The organism is Paracoccaceae bacterium Fryx2, assembly GCA_032334235.1.
Lineage (GTDB): Bacteria > Pseudomonadota > Alphaproteobacteria > Rhodobacterales > Rhodobacteraceae > JAVSGI01.
The window spans coordinates 1,092,581-1,110,138 of sequence record JAVSGI010000003.1 but is presented as its reverse complement, the minus strand read 5'-3'; the positions used below and the strand labels follow the sequence as shown (position 1 = coordinate 1,110,138).

Below are 17,558 nucleotides of genomic sequence, written 5' to 3'. Positions count from 1 at the left end.
CTGTTCTCCTCGTGCTTGGAGATCAGCAGACTTCAGAACGTAGCTTCCGTCACTGTCCGAATTTCGGGGGGGAACTCAGCCGCGCAGGTTCAGGATCGGAGAGCGCCCGTCGTCATAGGAACCCAGCTTATGGCGTATGGCCGAAAGATGCCCGACGGCGTGCGCTTCACCGAACAGGGCGGCCTGAAGCGTCAGGCAGAGCTGTTCACCAGCTTCGCGTCGGCAATGGCTGCGTGTTTCGCTTGATGGTGGGCATCGATTTCACGGGATCATGGGCAGTCATTTCGCGTGAAGCTGGGCACTGATTTCGCGGGATCGCGGGCAGGTCTGGTCGGCAAATTGAGGATAGTTGCGCCTTCAGGAATGAAGGGGTGGCTTGATGCCGACAGGACGATTGAACATGCGCCGGATACGAGATGTTTTGCGATTGAAGCTTGGGCAAGGCCTGAGCGAGCGGTCCATTGCCGCTTCCCTCGGTCTGAGCAAGGGGAGCGTCGGAAGCTACACCCAACGGGCGCGTCATGCCGGGCTCACGTGGCCCTTGCCGGAGGGGATCGATGACGACAGCCTTGAACTTCTTTTGTTTCCAGCCCCGCCCACGGTGCCGGACGCGGAGCGGCTTGTGCCCGACTGGGCGGAGATTGACCGCGAGTTGCGCCGCCCTGGGGTGACGCGGATGCTGCTCTGGGAAGAATACCGTGCCGCGCACCCCGGGGGTTTTGCCTATACTTGGTTTTGCACGCATTACGAGGCTTGGAAGGGTCGGGTGCGCCCGACGATGCGCCAGACACATGTGGGCGGCGAGAAGGTGTTCGTTGACTTTGCCGGCGACACCATCGACGTGATCGACCCCACGACCGGCGAAGCGCGGGCCATGAAGCTGTTCGTGGCGGCAATGGGGGCATCGAATCACACCTATGCCGAGGCGGTGGCATCGGAGGGGTTGGAAGATTGGATCCTCGCGCATATCCGGATGTTCGCCTTTCTGGGCGGCGTGCCAAAGGCGGTGGTTCCGGACAATCTGAAGTCCGCCGTGATCAAGGCAGACCGGTTTGATCCGGGGCTGAACCGGACCTATGCCGAGATGGCGGCGCATTATGGCACCGCCGTTCTGCCCGCCCGGCCGCGCAAACCCCGGGACAAGGCGAAGGTGGAAGTGGCTGTCCAAGTGGCACAACGCTGGATTCTGGCGCGGCTGCGGAACCACCGGTTCTTCTCATTGGCCGAGTTGAACGTGGCGATCCGGCGGCTGCTGGACGAGTTGAACATGCGCGTGATGCGCGGCTATGGCGCCAGCCGCGCCGATCTGTTTGCCACTTTGGATCGGCCCAATCTTCAGCCCCTACCGCCCGAACCTTATGTCTTCGCCCGCTGGAAGCGCGCCCGCGTGGCACCCGACTATCACGTTGAGGTCGACAGCTCATGGTATTCCGTGCCCTTCGCGCTGATCAAACAAGAGGTCGATGTTCGCACAAGCGGCCAGACGGTCGAGATATTCCATCGTGGTCAGAGGGTTGCGAGCCACGTGCGCACCCCGGGGCGGCGCAGCCATGTCACCGTGGCCGACCATATGCCATCGGCCCATCGTCGCTTTGCCGAATGGACCCCGGCCAGAATGCTGGCGCAGGCAACCAAGACCGGCCCCGCCGTCGCCGCCTTTTGCGAGATGGTGATGGCTGACCGCCCCCATCCTGAACAGGGGTTCCGCACCTGCCTGGGTGTGCTGGCCTTGGTCAAAACCTATGGGCCGGAGCGCGTTGATGCGGCCTGCCAGCGGGGTGTGACCATCCGGGCCCGCACCGTCACCTCCATTCGTTCGATCCTCAAGACCGGCCTCGATCGCGCCTTCCTGGAAGGCTCCGAAGAGGTCGCCCCCCTCCAGCACGCCAACATTCGTGGCGGCAGCTATTACCATTGAGAAAGGACTAAAATGCTGACCCATCCCACCCACGACCGACTGTTGGCGCTCGGCCTGACCGGCATTGCATCGGCGCTCGAAGAACAACGCAGGTCAACCGCCTTCGACGCCCTCTCGTTCGAAGAGCGTCTCGGCCTGCTGGTCGACCGCGAGGCTGCAGAGCGCGACACCAAGAAACTGGCCTCCCGGCTCAAGTTTGCGGCTCTGCGCCAAGATGCCAGCGTCGAGGATCTGGACCTGCGCAGCCCACGTGGTCTTGACCGCAGTGTCATGGCGCATCTTGCCGATGGCGGCTGGATCGCCCGGCACGAGAACCTGCTGATAACCGGGCCGACCGGTTTGGGCAAAAGCTGGATCGCCTGCGCCCTTGGCCACAAGGCGTGCCGGGATGGGCGGCCCGTCCTCTATCAACGTGCGCCGCGCATGTTCGAGGCCCTTGCTCTGGCCCGTGGCGATGGCCGCCATGAACGCATCCTCAAAACCATCGCCCGCATGGATGTGCTGATCATTGACGATTGGGGCCTCGCCGTCCTCACCGCCCCGGAGCGCCGTGACCTGCTGGAAATCCTCGAAGACCGCCACGGCCGCGCTTCCACCATCGTCACAAGCCAACTCCCCGTTGACCAGTGGCACGAAGCCATCGGCGACCCAACGCTCGCAGATGCCATCCTCGACCGCCTCGTTCACAACGCACACCGCCTCACCCTCTCAGGTGAAAGCCTGCGCAGGCGCTCCGCCGTCACAAAAAAGCTTGACCAAATCGTTCAAGCCTGACTCCATGAAAGCGTCGGCCAGCCTGCCCACGATCCCGTGAAATGACTGCCCAGAATGGCGCGAAACGCGTGCCCACGATCGCGCGAAATCAGCGCCCATTCTCCGCGAAATCCGCAGCAATGGCGATCGGCATCTTCTGCGTCTATGCCGTGCTGGTGCTCTTGTTCCACGACTTCCTGCAGCCCTTCACCATCCTGATGGCGCTGCCTCTGGCGCTTGGCGGGGCGCTATTCCCGCTGGTCATCACCGGCACCAGTTTCTCGATGCCGTCGGTGATCGGGCTGCTGCTGCTGATGGGAATCGTCACCAAGAACTCGATCCTGCTGGTGGATTATGTGATCGAGGCGCGGGTGCGCGGCATGGCCCGGTTCGAGGCCCTGGTCGATGCCTGCCACAAACGCACGGCCCATCGTGATGACGACCGTCGCGATGTCGGCCGGAAAGCCCTGACCAGCCGTCCGAGGGCCAAGCGGGCTCGGCAGTGCCTGATGGGCCGACCGCCATTGATCCTGTCTGCAGCAGGATCGTCAGCCTGAAGCCCGATACGCGAGCCGAAAATCCGGAGCGGAGACCCGGAGCCGACCGTTCGGCGCGATCATCGTGCCGCCGCTGTCGCCGTTCGGGCCGGGGTCCACCCGGCGCTCAGGCGTTCCGCTCCAGCCCAATCGCAGCGGGTTTCTGTTTTTCGGCCAGGCGAAGCTTCGACTTTCGCTGGGGGTTCATGCGCGGAAACTCATCAACGGGCTTCGGAGCGATGTCCTGAAACGCCGCCGCCAGGGCATCAGGCAGATTGGTGACGACAAAATCCGAACCCAGCCCTTCGGCCTCGGCAATCTTGTCTTTCGACGCCAGCCCCAGTCCCGATCGCAACGTGATGTCCGCGTCCACCAAAGCCTGCGGCATTTGCCAGATCATCACCCCGACGCGCAGATGCGGAACCGCGCGTTTGATCCGGCGCACGTGCAACAGTGACCCCCGCGACGGCGACTGATCAAGAAAGTTCAGGATGATGCAGCTTGCATCCGTCGCAGAAATGGCGCCGAAGCGCGATGCCGTCAGGTCCATATAGGACAATTCCGACGCTTCCGCTCCCTCGGCGGCGATCGACTGCGCCAGCATGGCCGCAGCGACATCATCAAGCTTGCTGCGCCCGCCGATGGACAGCACCTTGAATCCGACGCCCTCAAGCCCGGTGTTCTGCAAGGCGGGAACCCTGGCGGACCCACCGTCGGCGGCTGCTTCGGACCCCGTCTCGGTCGCGTCCAGGTCTGCAGTGGCCGCGTCTGCGGCCGCTGCAGCCGTGCCCTTGGCCGCTTCGTTCAGTTCTTCGGTCACGAACACGGCCAGTTCCGACACCAGTTGCCTTGCCGACAAAGCCAGCCGATCTTCCTGCACGCTCGTCAGCAGCCCGCGTTCGAAATCGATCTGGCCCAGCAACAGGGCCGGTATCCCGACATCCCGATAGTATTCGGCGAGGTAGAGTTCTTCGAGAGCCTCTTCCGCACGAAAGGTCGCCTCGATCGGATCGCCCGCCAGCAGCCGTTGATACAGGCGCGAATGCGGCGCGAGCACCGGCTCATCCCCGAACAGGATATCGAACACCTCGAACTGTGGCACATGGCGACCCAGCACGACCAGGCAGACGGTGAGTGGCGTCGACAGCACGAGGCCAAGCGGACCCCAGATGTAGGTCCAGAAGATCGCACAGACGATGATGGCCAGCGGCGACACGCCCGTCCGCGACCCGTAAAGCCACGGCTCGATGATGTTGGAGGTGATCAGTTCCACGACCAGAAACAACGCGATGGTCCAGAGCACCGCCGACCACCCGGGGGATGCCGCGAAGGCAAGAAACAACGGAAACGTCGCCGCCAGAAAAGACCCGATGAACGGGACAAACCGCAGCACAAGCGTCAACAGCCCCCAAAGCAGCGCATTCGGCACCCCGATCATCCAGAGCCCCAGCCCGATCGGTATCGCGTAGATCGTATTCACCAGAAGCTGGACCAGCAGATACGTCCCGACCCGCCCCCCTGCCTCTTCCAGCACCTGCGTGGTGCGATGCAGATCGCGGGCGCCCAGAAGGCGGATGAAGCGGTCCCGGATCTCCTCACGTTCCAGCAGCATGAAGATCACGACGACGATCACCAGACCCGCCGTGGCGACCGGCCGGATCAGCGGGACGACCAGCGAACTCAGAACATCCACGACGCTTTGTCGCTCGATCACCTCGACGGCCAAGGGAGAGTTGTCGACTGCCGGGCTGGCGAGCGGATTCACATCGGGCACCGCGTTCGAAATCTCGGCGTTGATGGCCTCGAACATCGCGCTGAGCCGCGCCACCAGCCCGGTGCCATCGCCCGAGTCCTTCAGCGCATTCAGCTTCTGGACGATGTTTGCCTGAAAAGAGGGAAGGTCCTGCACCAGAACGCCGATCTGCAGCGCGCTCAGAAGCATGAAGAGACCGATGGCGAAGAAGGCCATCAGAACCGCGGCAAGAACCGACGCGATATGGGGAAGCCCGCGATTGCGCAGAAAGCTGACCACGGGCGACAGCGCGAAGGCAAGAAGAACGGCCATCGAAAGCGGCAGGAAAACTTCCTGCCCCAGATGAAGAATCGTCGCGACGGCCACGATGACGATAAGGGTCGTCAACGTGATGCCGCGCGTCTGGACTTCGGGCTCGCCGCCAAGGACGGCCCGGGATGGGTTTTCAGACTTCAGCGGTGTCGAAAGCGGTTTTGCCAAGGCGATTTTCCGATGCGTTGAGCGGCCCACACGGACGCCAGGACAGTGACTGGCCGCACGCGACATGCGACGCCGACTGAATGGGGGATAAAGCGACGGGCCTTGAATTGGTTCCCTGGCGATGGGCCGCATCTCTCCAACATTTCCCGGTTCCACCATGGGACGCCCTGATGGAACCTGGTTGTTCCGGAAGGGTTGGACTGACGGGCTTTGCGGGCCATGGACGGCTCCTTGCTGGCGGCGTCCTGCTGCTGCGCGGAAAATCCGCTTGTCGCGGCAGTCAGATGTCCGAAACCGCCGCTCTTCCGGTGGCGCGGGCTTCGGTGCGTCATGCCAGGCGCGGGTGGCGACCGGAGCCAGACGCCGAACCTGCCCGGGCGCTGCGCCAGCCAACGTCCGCATCGTTCGCGACCGGATCATGCGAAGCTGCGCAGTCGGCCCTGTTGCCCATTCGTCCGACGACACTACTTTGCAACTACCCTTTTGAGTTGCCCGATGGCCCGAAAAGTCTCCTTTTGGATGATTGACGGATGCGGCTGCAAGGGTGTTGTCTGGGTTGAGTAGTTGGTGTCTTCGCATGGGGATATTTCAAGGTTTCCTGGCTGAAGATCTTGATGTTACCAGGGGGATTTTCGGTGGAATGGCTTGTAATCAAAGGGACAAATGGCCCTGATCTGCTGTTTGGCACACTTGGGTCCGATTTGATCCTTGGTCTGGGGGGCGATGACGTGGTGCAGGGCGATGCGCCGGTTGACACGTCCAGCCCCGAGTTGAGCTCGCTCGTCGGCGCAACCGACAATATCCTTGGCGGCAGCGGCAACGATGCGCTGTATGGCGAAGGGTACATCACAACGGATGGCACGTCGGCGCCCACCATGACAGGTGCCAGCGACAGGCTGAACGGAAATGCCGGCGACGACACGATCTGGGGTGACGGTCGGATCGAAGGGCGAAACTACACCACGATTTTCGAGGCGAACCTCTTTGGCGGCGACGACGTCATCGATGGTGGCTCCGGGAATGATATCATCTTCGGCGACGGCGAAGTGTCGATGGAGCGCGGTATTGCCAACCTTTTCGGCGGCGATGACACGATTGGTGGCGGGTCGGGCGATGACACGATTTATGGCGACGGCAGAGCCGGTTCCGCATTTGCGACAGGCTATCTGACAGGCGGAAGCGACATCCTGCGGGGCGGCGTCGGCAATGACGTGCTGTATGGTGACGGCAGCGGGGTTTTCGGGCGGGGGGAAAGCACAGTCGTCGGCGGGCAGGACACGCTCTACGGTGACCAGGGTGATGATACCCTCTACGGTGACGGCACCGGGTCGACTCTGGACGGGGGCGATGATCGGCTGTTTGGCGGAGCGGGCAACGACCTTGCCAAGGGTGACGGTGACGCTTTCGCGCTGCTGAACGGTGGCGACGACGAGATATGGACGGCGGCCGGCAACGATACCGTGTATGGTGACGGGACTGCGACTGTCCTCTATGGCGGGCCCGCGACTTTGAACGGCGGCGACGATACGGTGAACGTCGGCAAGGGAAACGACCTTGTGTTCGGCGACGGCCATGCGCAAGGCGCAGGGACTCCGGCAACGCTGACCGGCGGTCAGGATCTCCTGCTTGGCGGTGCCGGCAATGATACCGTCTATGGCGACGGCACTGTGAACGGCTATGTCGCAACCCTCATTGGCGGCGATGACACCGTTCTTGGCGGATCGGGAGATGACGTTCTGTATGGTGATGGTGTTGCGGTCGGCAGCAATACCGCGACCATCCTTGGCGGCAACGATATTCTTGTGGGCGGGGCGGGGCGCGATGTGCTTTGGGGCGATGGCGAGGCGCTGGCGTCGGGCGATGAGACCGGACCCGTCCTGCTGAGCGTCACGGGTGGAGCAGACACCTTTGTGTTCGGCCTGCGCGACGGGCTCGACACGGTGATGGATTTCCGCAGCGCCGATGGTGACATCGTGGATCTTTCGTCCACCTATCTGGCGTGGGCTGACCTCGACAGCGACGGATCTGGCTGGCTGGACGATGATGATGAGTGCGTGATCCTGGATGGAATGAACACAATCCTCGATCTGGGGCGTGCGGCGCTTGACGGTATCGTCGGCATCAACACCGTGACCTTCATTGGGGTGACCAGCCTCGTCGAAACCGACTTTCTTTTTGCGTGAAGCGGGGGCACCGACTTTTATGACCTTCCCCCCGAATATCGGGCAGGGGACGGAAGCTGCGATGTGACGTTTGCGGAGCCCCAGTAACGGCAGATCAATTCAATCGCAGGATCAGGAAGGTGCATTCCAGGCGCGCGTGCAAGCGGGCGCTGCTTGGCGCTGTCGGCCGAGGTTCCAAACGAAGACATGGTTTGTCTTCCTTGTCGCAATCCTCTTGCAATACGCACATCGTGCAGCCGCGCCACCAGCCGACGCCAGCGCCCGCAGAAAACCGTCATTGCTTCTGCCGCTCATCAACAGCATGAGGCGTGCTCAATTCCGACCAGGTCCAAAGAAATGCCGCTTCAGGGCAGGAGTTCCGTCGAAGGGCTGACGGATAATCTCGCCTCCTCTCTGGGTCGATAACTTGCGCTGCACTTTCCCGTCTGCGGCGGGAAGAAGGCGACCGCCAATCCCTTGATGTTTGCCATCGTCAGGGGTTTCCGATCCATTCCGCAGGTCACGTCCACCAGACGCAATTCGCGAAAGCTTTCGGGAAGCATGGCCGAAGCCCGCTCGGCACCGGGCGCAAGACTGGTGTCGAATGTCAGAGTATCATTGTTCCAGACCATGCCGGAGATGCGCGATCCGTTCCGGCCATCGAGCCAGGTCAGCATCTGCTGCGCGGTGATCAGGGCAACATCGCGCTCGGTGGCGAGGTCGATCAACCGCTGTTCATAGTCATCCGTGAAGTCGTAATGCGAGCCGAAAGCGCCAAAATACTCGTCCGGGCCAAGCGCCCCTTCAAGCATTTGGGCAATGCCGTCCTCATGCGGCACGCCGGACTCGTTCACCAGGTGGCTTGCCGCCTGATAGACATCCATCGGATCGCCGTTCCGCCGGGCAAAGGGCATCGGAAACCCCGACCCCGTCAGGAAGATCTGACGCCCGGCAATCCATTTCGGGGGCCAGGTGTAGTAGTTCAGGTCAAGACGGATGCCCATGCCGAGCCCTTCATTCGGCACATCATCCCAGCCCGTCCAGGACAGGCAATGCATCCTGTGTGTCTGTTGTGCCGGCAGGTCGGGATAGAGAGCCTGGAAATCCGTGATCTGTTCGTGCAGCAGCTTAAAGAGGGATGAACGGGTGATGGGCTTTTCGCAGCCAATATCGACATGTGCGCCGATCTCGAACCCCTTGCTGGCATAGTACGCCGCAAGGTCCGGGGCGAGTTTCGTATTCTCCGACAAATAGGCGGTCGCGCGTCGGCATTCCCATGCCTCCACATCGCAATCCGGCTCGCTCAGCTGATCCAGCGACCTGAACAGGCGCGGTGCGCCGTTGTCGGTGGCGTGGTCGTCTCCGGCCATGATGATCGCCGCCCGCCGCTGGTCCGGAAGATACCACAGACGCGGCAGGGGAACGGGTGCCAGTGACACGATCAGATTCGCCAGAAGACGCTGAAGCTCGTCCGCGGCTGGTATGGCGGCATGGGCCAGGTCAATGAAATCCGGGTAGAACAGGTCGTTAGGTCGCAGCGGTTCGGACCCGTCCCGCTCTTCGTCGATCCACAGCGGGTTGCCCTGCCGCGTCAGGATGACCGACCGGGCAACGTCGAAGGCAAAGCTCGCGACATGACCGTCCCCGAGTATCGTCCAGTTCACGGCATGTTCGCCAACAGGTTTCCCATCCGAGGTGACCAGCCCGGCAAGCCCGTGCGCCGCAACGGTCGCTCCCGGATCGGCCGGTATCAGGTCGATCGGGCCATGGATCTGGAACGGTGCGCGAGACAGGCCGACAGATATCGAGGAACGCGCCTCCGGCAGCAAAAGCGCTGTGTCCAGCGTTCCGGCCATGGTTTGCGGCAAACCGAAGATATCCCTCAGATCCGTTCCGGGACGCATGGTGATCAGCAGCCCCCCGCCCTTCACCCACGACATCAGCGGTGCGTGCAGGGCAGGCGGCAGATCCGCAGTGTCGAGGATCATGACGGCACGACCGGCAAGGTCGTTTTCGGTCAGGTTGTCGAGCGAGATGTTCGCATGGTCATTCAGCCCCTCGGCCTGCAGGATCGCCGTGAAAAACCGGCTGTCCGGCCGATCCCGCCCCTCTACCACAAGGATCGGTGCATCCGCCGCGCCTTGGGAAACCCGCATCGGCATCGTCTGGAAGGTTGAGCATGACGTTCGCCCGCCGGGCAGGAAACGTGTGATCGCACCTTTGGACGGAACAAGGCAGAGCTCGTACTTGGTCTCCCAGTCAAGCGGCGACACCGCTTCGACCAGCAGTGACCTGTCATCACGACTTTGGCGTGTCACGACCTCGATGCTCTTGCCGTCGGAATCTCGGAGGGCCACGGTGACTCCGACAGGCACCGGTTTCGCGAACCTTATCGAAAAGGTGCCGCCGGGGTGGGCATCCATCTTGCCCGACTCGGGGTAGATCACCGGGTGCGGTTGCCCAGATGCGCGAAAGATCACGAACAGAAGCAGCGCGAAAGCGCCTGAAATGATCAATGTCTTGCTTGTACGTTTCATTGTTCCGACTTCGATGAGGTTCCAATAAGCTGCGGGTCATTTCGGACTCTGGTACGATGCATCTCTGAAATGGAATTGCCGAGCCGGATTGCAATGATCGGCAAGGCATTCCTTCCCTGCCGCTATAACAACTTTGGCCCGCCAAAGGTTCCAAAGCCTTGTCTTGCCACATGCCTTCAACCGCCAGTTTTTCGGAGTGCCTGAACAGTGCGGCTGTTCTGTGCCACCGGCGCCTGTAAAATGTCGGCCTTGCGATTAAGGGGAAGGCAGTCTCCGAACCTGGCGACCAATATGTGAGCAAGCGGCGCCCCGGTGGCGGGCCGTGCGGCACCGGCCATTCCGGGTGCCGGAGCCCGGGCATGTTGCGCCCGGGCGCCGGTCTGGCAGACGTGTTTCGGGCTGATCGTCACCAGCACGCGGAACAGGGCGGGGAACACGTTCAGCCGCTCGGCCCCGGTCTCGCCAACCTGTCGCATCGCGACACAGAAGCAAGCCCCGTTCCGCGTCGCGGGCAAACTGTCCGGCCAACCCGTGCGTCAGGCTTCAGGTTCCAGTCTTGTGGCCCGCCGTGATTGCGATCTGGCGCCGGGGCAGCAGACCGCATGGCACAGACCCTGTTCAAACCGGCCGAACCACCCCTATCCGCCGGGTCGCGCGCAAAGGTCACGAGGCGGCAGTGTGGGGCGACGCAGCGGCCAGTTCGGCCACGATGTCATCGGTCGTCATTGTGCGGCAATAGCGGCCGAAGGCCTTCAGCGCGGCGAGATGCCGGGCCTCGTTATGTGTGGCGCAGGCATCCGAGACGCAAACCGGATAGAAGCCCCGGTCGGCGGCATCGCGCAGGGTATGATCGCAGCACTGGTCGGTCAGAAAACCCGTGACCACAAGCGTATCGATGCCGATGTTGCGCAGCAGATAGTCGATGTTGGTCGAGTTGAAGACGCCCGGCGATGTCTTGGGGATCACGATCTCGTCCCCCGCCGGTGCCACCATGTCCAGCACCTTGGCGTCCCATGACCCCTTGGCGATGAAGACCTTCGACAGCTTGTAGTCGAGGCTGCGGTCGCGTCCGTCGTCGGTCAGGTTTTCCATCACGGTGTAGATCACCTCGCCGCCCGCCGCGCGAAAGGCGGCAAGCAGGCGGTGCAGGTTCGGCAGCACCACCCGGCGCAGGGTTTCGTCGAAATAGGGGTGGCGCGCGGCGACCTCCGGGTTCCAGACGTAATTCTGCGTGTCGATGCGCAAAAGGCAGGTCCGTTTCGGATCAAATGGGCGCTGGCGGGTCAGGGCAAGGTCTTCGGGGCGTTGCATGGGTCACCTTCGCGGGAACGGGTCAATCAAGGCTGTGCGGCGGGGTCCAGGCACCGGCGCGTGCCAGCATCCGCTCGATCCGGCAGGCGGGTGCCAGAAGGCGCGGTTCCGTCTGCGGCGCGCCGATCAGTTGCAGGCCGCGCGCGCGCGGCCAGCATGTCGCCCAGCACCGCGCCCTGCATCGACCCGCCTGCGCACAGCACCAGCACTTCGCCCGGGCACAACGCATCGACGAGGGCAAAGTTGGCGGGCGGGCCGGGGTGGCGGATTTCCGGGCGGCCCGGCAGGAACTCGATCATCCGCACAGGCCCTGCCATGGTCGCCTCGGGTGTCAAGGGAAGAAGCCCGACCGCTACACGTTCGGCCAGCCCGTGATCCTTCAGGATGTCGCAGGCGATGGTGGTCGGGATGTTCCGCAACCGTGCGGCAAGGGCCGGAATGTCGGATGTGTCGGTCATGGTGTGCCTTCGGGAAGGATTGCTGCAGCCGGGGGTGCGGATCAGATCATGATGTCGCCGCCACTGGGGTTGAACGTGGCGCCGAAGTAATAGGCCGCGTCCTCGCAGGCCAGCAGAAGGGCGGTCGGCGCGACTTCGTCCACCGTGCCCTGCCGCCCGACCGGCAACTCTCCGGTCTTCTTAGCCGACCATTCCGGCGGCAGCCGCATGTCGGTCAGCAGCGGGCCGGGGCATATCGCATTGACCACGATGTTGTCGGCTGTGCCCTCGTAGGCCAGCGAGCGCGTCAGGCCCAGCACGCCGGCCTTGGCGGCGGCATAGTGCGCCATGCCCTCGCCGCCCTTGTGCGCCAGTTGCGAGCTGATGTTGATGATGCGACCATAGCGGCGGGCGCGCATGTGGGGCATCACCGCGCGACAGCCGAAGAAGACCGAGGTCAGGTTGATGCGGATCATCTCGTCCCACTGCGATGTCGGCATGGTTTCCAGCAGCGACACGGTGGCGATCCCGGCGTTGTTCACCAGAATGTCGGGCGGGCCGAGAGCGGCCACCGCCTGCGCGATGGCCGCCGACATGCCCGCCTCGTCACCGACATCGACGGCGATGGCCAGGCTCCGCCGCCCCATCCCGGCAATGGCCTCGGCCACCGCTCCGGCACCCGGGCCGTTGCGGTCCAGCACCGCCACGTCGGCGCCTTCGCGGGCGTAGAGCAGCGCGATCCCGTGCCCGAGGCCGGTTGCCGCCCCCGTCACGATGGCCACGCGGCCTGTCAGCTTTCCCATGTGTTCCCCCGGTCTGCTGCTTCAGTAGATCTCGGCATAGCGGCGGCACAGTTCTTCGGGCGACCAGTCGCGGCTGAGCGCGAACTCGGCCTCCTTGTTGGCGATGTAGGCGTTCAGCAGCGTCTCGGGCAGGAACGACTGCACCACCGCATCGGCCTTGAGTGCCCGGTTTCTCGCGCCAGATCTGCCGCCGCGCCGCGCAGCAGGCTGCGGGGGCAGCAGTCCCATGGCGTGCCGTCGGTGTTGCGAACGTCGCACAGGTAGAACCGCTCCGCCGCCGTGCCGTCACCGAAATCCACCTCCACCCCGGTGGCCTCGTCGGGCATCAGCATCACGTCGCCGTGCGAATCCCAAAGCCCCGGCGCGATGGTGCCAAGCGCCGTGAACATGATGTTGTTGGGCGTCCAGCCGATGCCGCCCTTCAGGCGCTTTTCGATCTGGCGGCCGGGCAAGCCCTTGCCGCGCACCTGACCCGAAAGGTCGGTGTAGCAGACCATCGTCAGAGGGTCGCGCATCGGGCTTCTCCGGTCAGGGTTGTTGCGGGCTCAGGGGCCAAGGTTGAAAGGCTTGCGCAGGGTTTCCAGCGTGGATATCCGCGCCTTCGAATGCGGGCCCAGGGCCTCGACCAGGCCGGCGGTCATCAGCTCCACCATCGCAAGGCCCGCCACCCCGCTGTCGAACGCGCTGGGGATGCTGACAGGGCAGGCGACCACGAAATCCGAAATCGCGGCGATGGGCGAATACCAGATGTCGGTCACCAGCACGATTACGGCCTTCTGGGCCGCAGCCCCCCGGGCAAACTCCAGCACGTCGCGCTGGTAGCGGCGAAAGTCGAACACCACCACAATGTCGCCCTCGCGCACATCCAGAAGGTAGTCGGCCCAGGCGGCGGAACCGGTGGTGTCGCGGGAGTGGTGGAAATTTGAAGGCGGCGTAATCTCCGGGTGAACTGAAACCCACCCAGCCGGCGGCGCCAACCGCCAGGGAGATCACGCCATGAACGACATTACCGACAGCTCGGCCTTTTCGCTACTGCCCGACACGACCGGGTATGACCCGATCGAGGAGCGCCTGCGGGCAAGCGTCCGCGCGACCATCGAGACCATGTTTGAAGAGGAACTGGCCGAGTTTCTCGGCCGCATGCGCTACGGTCGCGGCGACGAGAAGGCGAAGGGCTATCGCCACGGGCACCGCGAGCGGCAGCTGACCGGCACCTTCGGCACCGAAACGGTGCGCGTGCCCCGCGCCCGGGTCGAGGACGAGGACGGCAAGGCTAAGGAATGGCGCTCGAAGGCGCTGCCGCGCTACCAGCGGCTGACGAAGAAGGCCGAGGCGCTGATCGCGGCGGTCTATCTTGCCGGGACCAACACCCGGCGCGTCAAGCGGGCGCTGTTCGGGCTGTTCGAGGGCGCCGTCAGCAAGGATGTGGTCAGCCGGGCCTGGCGCAAGGTGAAGGTGGACTGGGAAGCCTGGTGCGCCCGCAGCCTCGCCGACGAGGACATCGTCCGGCTGATCCTCGACGGCACCGTGATCCGGACCCGGCTGGACCGCAAGGCCACCAACATCTCGGTGCTGGCGGCGATCGGCATCCGCCGCGACGGGCAGAAGGTATTGTTATCCATCAAGAACATGGGTGGAGAGAGCACATCTGCCTGGCGCCAGTTCCTCGACGACCTTGATGCCCGCGGTCTGAAGCGGCCCGAATTCGTCATCGTCGATGGCGCCCCCGGATTGGAAGCCGCTCTGGTCGCGCTCTGGGGCGAGGCTCTGCCGATCCAGCGCTGCACGGTTCACAAGCACCGAAACCTGCTGGCCCATGCACCGAAGCTCCTCCATGACGAGCTGACCGAGGACTACCGCGACATGATCTGCGCCGACACCGCCGCCGGGATCGAGACCCGCCGCAAGGCATTCCTGCGCAAGTGGCAGCTCAAGTGCAAGGCCGTTGCCGACAGCCTTGAAGAAGCAGGGGACCGGCTCTTCAGCTTCACCCGCCTCGACCCGTCGCAATGGAAGTCGGCCCGGACCACCAACGCCATCGAGCGACTGAACGAGGAGTTCCGTCGCCGCGTCAAGACCCAGACCGTGCTGCCCTGCGCCGAGACCGTGCCGATGCTGCTCTGGGCGCTGCTGGCTTCCGGCCAGATCCAGATGCGCAAGGTCGACGGCTGGGAGACGCTTTCCCAGCCCCTCGACCCGATGCCCCTTGACCTCGCAGCTTGAAAAACTGAACCTTCACATGCCCGGACCACACCGCCAGGGAATTTCCACAGCATTCGCGACACGACCGCGGAACCGTCGCGCACCAGTCGCACACCCGGGCGAAGCTCGCGTAGGTAGTGGTGCATGTAGGCCGCGATCAACCAGCTGAACCGGCCGCCGATGCACAGGATGGTGCGGTCGGGGTCGGCAAGCAGCGCGACGATCCGGTCAAGATCCTTGCGCACATCCTGCGCGGCCATCTCGATGTTCTGGCGAATGGCCTGTGCAACCCGGTCGGGGGTCGGGGGTCGGGGGTCGGGGCGTCGCCGGCGTCTTCCGCCAGTCTGTCATATCGCGCCAGCGGGCTTTGCAGCCGGGCCTGGATCTCGGATCGCAGCGCATCCTGAAAGGCTGCATGGTTGTCAAAGCCCAGCCGGCCGACAAAGCGCAGGATCGTCGGCCCGCTGGTGCCTGCCCGACGTGCAAGGCGCGCCACGGTTTCCAGCCCCGCCATCGGATATTCGCCCAGCAACGCCCGGGCCACCCGGCGTTCCGCATCGGTGAACTCGGCAAGCTCGCGGCGCACCTGATCCTGAATCGACATGGCGGAATGTTCCGGCATCTGCCCTATCCCGCCAGAATGCCGGATCGGGCGACCGCTTCGGGGAAGATCCCCTCCAGCACTTTCGCCCAGTGGCGCTGCCGCGCCGCATCGCCGATCAGATCCTGCCGGACCTCGATCTCCACATAGGGCACCCCGGTCCTTTCGCAGTGAACAGGCACGGTGTAATCCGCCGCCATGTTCACGGTGTAGGGTTCATTCACGCCGACGCAGAAGCCGGTCTTCTCGCGCAGCACCTCTACCAGCGCGGTGCCGATCCGCCAGTCGGTATCCGCGATCACGCTGATCTCCCACGGGCGGGGCCGGGGGTCGGCGCGCAGCATCTCGGTGCAGCTGTGCATGGCGAACAGTGCGGTTTGCCGACCCGCGGCCTTTCGGGCCTGCAGCAGGGACGCCACCTGATCCTGATAGGGCCGCAGCACTTCGGCGGCGCGCTGTTCCAGCTCCTCGGGCGAAAGACCGGCATTGCCGGGAATGGTGGTGCCATCGCTGACCAGCGGGACGGATCGCGGCTTTCCCGGCACGCGGTTGCAGTCTCTCACCAGCCGCGAATAGGGCTGGAACACATAGGTCGCGTCGAGCGCGCGGGCCAGATGCGTGGTGACCCCGTAGATCCCGATGTCGTAGCCGATGTGGCGGCCAATCTCTGCCTCGTCCAGACCAAGATCGCCAAGGGCGCGCGGGATGGCGCGCCCCGCGTGGTCGGACACGAACAGGATCGCCGAGGCACCATCGGGGTTTTCGATGCCCCAAGGCAGGGGGTCATCGGGATGCAGCAGCAGGGATCGGACTTGCACGCGAAATCACTCCATCGGTTTGCCGGGGCAGCCCGCCCGTCGGGCGACGGCCGGGCTGCCCCTTCATTGGTGCGCCTCAGCTCCTGGGCGTGACGGTGGTGTTCAGCGTGATCTTGCCCGCATCCACCTGCATGATCGCGACCCGCTTGCTGGGCACGCGGCTGCCGTCGATGTAGGCGATGGCCCCGGTGACCGCATCCGCATAGTTGCTTGTGGCGGCCAGCGCAGCAGAGACGGCCTTGGGGTCGGACGATCCGGCGCGGGTGATCGCGTCTGCCACCAGCCCCATGGCGTCATACCCCAGTGCGGCGAACGCATTTTCCGGCGGGCGGCCGTATTCCGCCTCATAGGCGGCGCGGAAGGTGTCGGCAGGGCCGGTTTCCAGCCCGACATAGGCATGGTTGGTGAAATACACGTTGGTTGCCAGTGTCGGCCCCGGCACGCTGACCAGAAGGTCGGTGTCGAACCCGTCGCCCGCCAGGATCGGCAGCGCAAGCCCCGCCTCGCGGATCTGCTTGACGATCACGCCTGCCGTATCGGGGCCGGACGAGGCGAAAACGCCGTCCACCCCGGCGGTGATTGCAGCCGCGCCACCAGCGCCGAAAAATCGGTGTCGGTGGTCATGTAGACATCCGAGATCGCGACGGTGCCACCCAGCGCGGTGAAGCGCTCGACGAAGTATTTCGACAGGCCGGTGGTGTAGTCCATGCCGTTGTCGGTCCACACCGCGAGGTTGCGCAGGCCCAGCGTGTCATGGGCGTATCCGCCATCGCATGTGCCTGCACGTCATCGCCGAAGGGCACGAGGAACATCTCGCTGCCCACCATCGCGGGCAGGTCGGGCGACGTGGCACCCGAGGTCACGAACGGGATCCCCGCAGTCTGGAACAGCGGTGCCGAGGCCAGCGCGAAGGTGCTGTCCCTGTGCCCGATGCCCGCCGACAGGCCCGGAATGGCCACGGCGCGCTGGCCTGCGGTCGCCGCCTCGCGCGTGTCGTCCTTGGTGTCGATTGCGGTGACCTCGATCATGCGGCCGCCCAGCAGGCCGCCGGCCTCGTTGATCATCTTGGCTTTCAGCTGAACGCCGTTCAGCGACGGCCCGTCCAGCGAGGCAAGCCCGCCCGAGCTGACGTTGTAAAGGGCCGCGATCCCGATCTTGTCTTGCGCCATGGCCGGGAGGGCCATCGCCATTCCGGCAGCCGCCAGGGCTGCGAACTTCACCTTCCAGTTGGACATCGTTCTTCTCCT

Annotated in this window: 17 protein-coding genes; 5 read left to right on the top strand and 12 right to left on the bottom strand. The window is 64.1% G+C overall.

The window, feature by feature from the left end:
* The first annotated feature begins 379 nt into the window (after positions 1-379).
* The 3 genes from istA to RNZ50_06430 are packed head-to-tail and all read left to right on the top strand — an operon-like array spanning position 380 to position 3,228.
* Positions 380-1,918 (top strand): IS21 family transposase, encoded by a 1,539-nt coding sequence (istA, locus tag RNZ50_06440; protein ID MDT8854676.1) that lies wholly within the window; start codon positions 380-382, stop codon positions 1,916-1,918.
* Between the two features lie 12 nt (positions 1,919-1,930).
* A complete protein-coding gene (gene istB / locus RNZ50_06435; protein MDT8854675.1) occupies positions 1,931-2,692 on the top strand; it encodes an IS21-like element helper ATPase IstB in 762 nt (253 codons plus the stop codon).
* A 41-nt stretch (positions 2,693-2,733) separates the two neighbouring features.
* A complete protein-coding gene (locus tag RNZ50_06430) occupies positions 2,734-3,228 on the top strand; it encodes an efflux RND transporter permease subunit (protein ID MDT8854674.1) in 495 nt (164 codons plus the stop codon).
* Between the two features lie 106 nt (positions 3,229-3,334).
* Here RNZ50_06430 and RNZ50_06425 read toward each other — a convergent pair whose 3' ends face one another.
* Positions 3,335-5,440 carry an AI-2E family transporter gene (locus RNZ50_06425; protein ID MDT8854673.1) on the bottom strand — a complete coding sequence of 702 codons (2,106 nt, stop codon included), beginning with the start codon at positions 5,438-5,440 and terminating at the stop codon, positions 3,335-3,337.
* 635 nt (positions 5,441-6,075) lie between these two features.
* Between RNZ50_06425 and RNZ50_06420 the strand changes: the two genes are divergently transcribed.
* Positions 6,076-7,623, top strand: a complete 1,548-nt coding sequence (locus RNZ50_06420; protein ID MDT8854672.1) for a calcium-binding protein — start codon at positions 6,076-6,078, stop codon at positions 7,621-7,623.
* A gap of 344 nt (positions 7,624-7,967) precedes the next feature.
* Here the strand turns inward: RNZ50_06420 and RNZ50_06415 are convergent, their stop codons facing one another.
* The 7 genes from RNZ50_06415 to RNZ50_06385 all read right to left on the bottom strand — a co-directional run bounded on the left by RNZ50_06415 (position 7,968) and on the right by RNZ50_06385 (position 13,667).
* On the bottom strand, positions 7,968-10,139 hold the full coding sequence (locus RNZ50_06415; GenBank protein MDT8854671.1) for a hypothetical protein: 2,172 nt from the start codon (positions 10,137-10,139) through the stop codon (positions 7,968-7,970).
* Positions 10,140-10,802: 663 nt separating this feature from the next.
* Positions 10,803-11,450, bottom strand: a complete 648-nt coding sequence (locus tag RNZ50_06410; GenBank protein MDT8854670.1) for an isochorismatase family cysteine hydrolase — start codon at positions 11,448-11,450, stop codon at positions 10,803-10,805.
* A gap of 26 nt (positions 11,451-11,476) precedes the next feature.
* Positions 11,477-11,908, bottom strand: a complete 432-nt coding sequence (locus tag RNZ50_06405; GenBank protein MDT8854669.1) for a hypothetical protein — start codon at positions 11,906-11,908, stop codon at positions 11,477-11,479.
* 41 nt (positions 11,909-11,949) lie between these two features.
* The gene (locus RNZ50_06400) at positions 11,950-12,690 is read right to left on the bottom strand and encodes an SDR family NAD(P)-dependent oxidoreductase (protein ID MDT8854668.1); all 741 of its coding nucleotides are present in this window, start codon (positions 12,688-12,690) and stop codon (positions 11,950-11,952) included.
* A 21-nt stretch (positions 12,691-12,711) separates the two neighbouring features.
* Positions 12,712-12,834: a hypothetical protein gene (locus RNZ50_06395; GenBank protein MDT8854667.1), complete on the bottom strand. Its 123-nt coding sequence runs from the start codon at positions 12,832-12,834 to the stop codon at positions 12,712-12,714.
* Positions 12,804-13,205: a hypothetical protein gene (locus tag RNZ50_06390; GenBank protein MDT8854666.1), complete on the bottom strand. Its 402-nt coding sequence runs from the start codon at positions 13,203-13,205 to the stop codon at positions 12,804-12,806. Before RNZ50_06390 ends, RNZ50_06395 begins: the two co-directional genes overlap by 31 nt.
* Before the next feature lie 30 nt (positions 13,206-13,235).
* Positions 13,236-13,667: an SIS domain-containing protein gene (locus RNZ50_06385; protein ID MDT8854665.1), complete on the bottom strand. Its 432-nt coding sequence runs from the start codon at positions 13,665-13,667 to the stop codon at positions 13,236-13,238.
* Positions 13,668-13,686: 19 nt separating this feature from the next.
* Here RNZ50_06385 and RNZ50_06380 point away from each other — a divergent pair, with 19 nt between their 5' ends.
* Positions 13,687-14,913 carry an IS256 family transposase gene (locus RNZ50_06380; protein ID MDT8854664.1) on the top strand — a complete coding sequence of 409 codons (1,227 nt, stop codon included), beginning with the start codon at positions 13,687-13,689 and terminating at the stop codon, positions 14,911-14,913.
* A gap of 136 nt (positions 14,914-15,049) precedes the next feature.
* Here RNZ50_06380 and RNZ50_06375 read toward each other — a convergent pair whose 3' ends face one another.
* The 4 genes from RNZ50_06375 to RNZ50_06360 form a co-directional block, all read right to left on the bottom strand.
* On the bottom strand, positions 15,050-15,514 hold the full coding sequence (locus RNZ50_06375; protein ID MDT8854663.1) for a hypothetical protein: 465 nt from the start codon (positions 15,512-15,514) through the stop codon (positions 15,050-15,052).
* A 5-nt stretch (positions 15,515-15,519) separates the two neighbouring features.
* The gene (locus tag RNZ50_06370; GenBank protein MDT8854662.1) at positions 15,520-16,311 is read right to left on the bottom strand and encodes an N-formylglutamate amidohydrolase; all 792 of its coding nucleotides are present in this window, start codon (positions 16,309-16,311) and stop codon (positions 15,520-15,522) included.
* A gap of 76 nt (positions 16,312-16,387) precedes the next feature.
* Positions 16,388-17,035, bottom strand: a complete 648-nt coding sequence (locus RNZ50_06365) for an ABC transporter substrate-binding protein (protein ID MDT8854661.1) — start codon at positions 17,033-17,035, stop codon at positions 16,388-16,390.
* On the bottom strand, positions 16,932-17,546 hold the full coding sequence (locus tag RNZ50_06360; protein ID MDT8854660.1) for an ABC transporter substrate-binding protein: 615 nt from the start codon (positions 17,544-17,546) through the stop codon (positions 16,932-16,934). Before RNZ50_06360 ends, RNZ50_06365 begins: the two co-directional genes overlap by 104 nt.
* Between the last annotated feature and the right edge of the window lie 12 nt (positions 17,547-17,558).

What these genes read in the sequence shown, in the direction of transcription:
- RNZ50_06415 (MDT8854671.1), bottom strand. Translation starts at nt 10,139, where the DNA reads ATGAAACGTACAAGCAAGACATTGATCATTTCAGGCGCTTTCGCGCTG.
- RNZ50_06375 (MDT8854663.1), bottom strand. Translation starts at nt 15,514, where the DNA reads ATGCCGGAACATTCCGCCATGTCGATTCAGGATCAGGTGCGCCGCGAG.
- istA (MDT8854676.1), top strand. Translation starts at nt 380, where the DNA reads ATGCCGACAGGACGATTGAACATGCGCCGGATACGAGATGTTTTGCGA.
- istB (MDT8854675.1), top strand. Translation starts at nt 1,931, where the DNA reads ATGCTGACCCATCCCACCCACGACCGACTGTTGGCGCTCGGCCTGACC.
- RNZ50_06400 (MDT8854668.1), bottom strand. Translation starts at nt 12,690, where the DNA reads ATGGGAAAGCTGACAGGCCGCGTGGCCATCGTGACGGGGGCGGCAACC.
- RNZ50_06410 (MDT8854670.1), bottom strand. Translation starts at nt 11,450, where the DNA reads ATGCAACGCCCCGAAGACCTTGCCCTGACCCGCCAGCGCCCATTTGAT.
- RNZ50_06360 (MDT8854660.1), bottom strand. Translation starts at nt 17,546, where the DNA reads ATGTCCAACTGGAAGGTGAAGTTCGCAGCCCTGGCGGCTGCCGGAATG.
- RNZ50_06430 (MDT8854674.1), top strand. Translation starts at nt 2,734, where the DNA reads ATGACTGCCCAGAATGGCGCGAAACGCGTGCCCACGATCGCGCGAAAT.
- RNZ50_06390 (MDT8854666.1), bottom strand. Translation starts at nt 13,205, where the DNA reads ATGCGCGACCCTCTGACGATGGTCTGCTACACCGACCTTTCGGGTCAG.
- RNZ50_06380 (MDT8854664.1), top strand. Translation starts at nt 13,687, where the DNA reads ATGAACGACATTACCGACAGCTCGGCCTTTTCGCTACTGCCCGACACG.
- RNZ50_06405 (MDT8854669.1), bottom strand. Translation starts at nt 11,908, where the DNA reads ATGACCGACACATCCGACATTCCGGCCCTTGCCGCACGGTTGCGGAAC.